Raw genomic sequence first — 1,224 nt, forward strand, 5'->3', positions numbered from 1 at the left:
AACCACGCAACAAACCATATACAAACACGTTGTAAACAATTACCCACAAGTAATTAAGTATATATATTTTAGATGAAACAAATTGAAACTAAAAAAGATGTTATTTCATTTGGGATTTTCAATGAGGTCGTTTACCAAACGACAAATCATAATATAGTAATTGAAAATAAAGAGATTCCTTTTAACCAAAAAGCATATTTTTTAAAATTTGACAATAAAATATTTATTGATGATAAGGAAGGAAATTACATTATAATAAACGATAAAATAGAGATATTAGAGAGTGGATTTGGAAAAGCATTTTTCTTTTTAAGTAAAAATGTAATTGGAATCCAAAAAATAGTAGAAAATGGTATTTTATCTCTTTTGTCAAAAAATGGATTTAATCATTTTTTCGAAATATTAAATCTTAAATCACACGGAATATATAGCATTTATAGTGATAATAAGTTTATATATAAAAATTCTAATCAAGAAATATCGATTTTAAATCTTGAAACTAAAAACAATTCAATTTTTCATTTAAAAAACTTAAATAAAATAGAAGAACAGGAGGAATACCAATTATCGGAATTCTCCGAAATCTATAAAAACACTCTTGTTTGTACTTTGAATAATGGAGGCATTATTTTGTATGATATTGAAAAATGTGAGTTAATTAGATTTTTCAAAGACGCAAAAATTAGAAGAAATATTTATCCAAAATCAGAAGGAAGCAATATATATTATGGCTTGAGCCATTGTACTTTTATAGAATTAGATTTAGAGTCAAATAAAGTCATTCGAAATGTCGATATTGAAACTAATCTAAAAAAAATTGGTAATATTTCAAAACAGACTAAAAACTGGATATTTGTAAGTTTAGCCCAATATTATGACTCATTATTTTACTTCTATACTTCTAAAAATTCATTATGTGTTTTTGACCCAAATACACTTGAAATAGAGCAAGAATTTAATTTTGAATTTAAGAACGGAAGTACTAAACTAAGAGGTGGGCTAGAGAATTTTCAGATAAACAAAAACAACATCTACTGCTTAGATTCTGACAACACTTTGCATATTATAAAAAGGTAAAAAACTGTTTACAACAATGGCTATAATTAATACGGGTTTTGGGCTTTAAACTAAGGTCTGTGTATATTTATAAAGTCCGCCAAATCTTTTGATTTGGATTTAAAACAACAAAAAATTAAAACAAAATAAAAAGATTTGGCTAAGTGC

The 1,224-nt window shown here is 25.0% G+C and carries 1 protein-coding gene; it reads left to right on the forward strand.

What is annotated here, in order from left to right; all coding sequences use genetic code 11:
• The first annotated feature begins 72 nt into the window (after nt 1-72).
• A complete protein-coding gene (locus KLA_RS17240; RefSeq protein WP_034647431.1) occupies nt 73-1,077 on the forward strand; it encodes a hypothetical protein in 1,005 nt (334 codons plus the stop codon).
• Nucleotides 1,078-1,224 lie beyond the last annotated feature (147 nt).

The organism is Cellulophaga geojensis KL-A (assembly GCF_000568425.1).
Taxonomy (GTDB): Bacteria; Bacteroidota; Bacteroidia; order Flavobacteriales; family Flavobacteriaceae; genus Cellulophaga; species Cellulophaga lytica.

Bases quoted from the DNA above. Each gene is read 5' to 3' on its own strand.
- KLA_RS17240 (WP_034647431.1), top strand. From the start codon at position 73: ATGAAACAAATTGAAACTAAAAAAGATGTTATTTCATTTGGGATTTTC.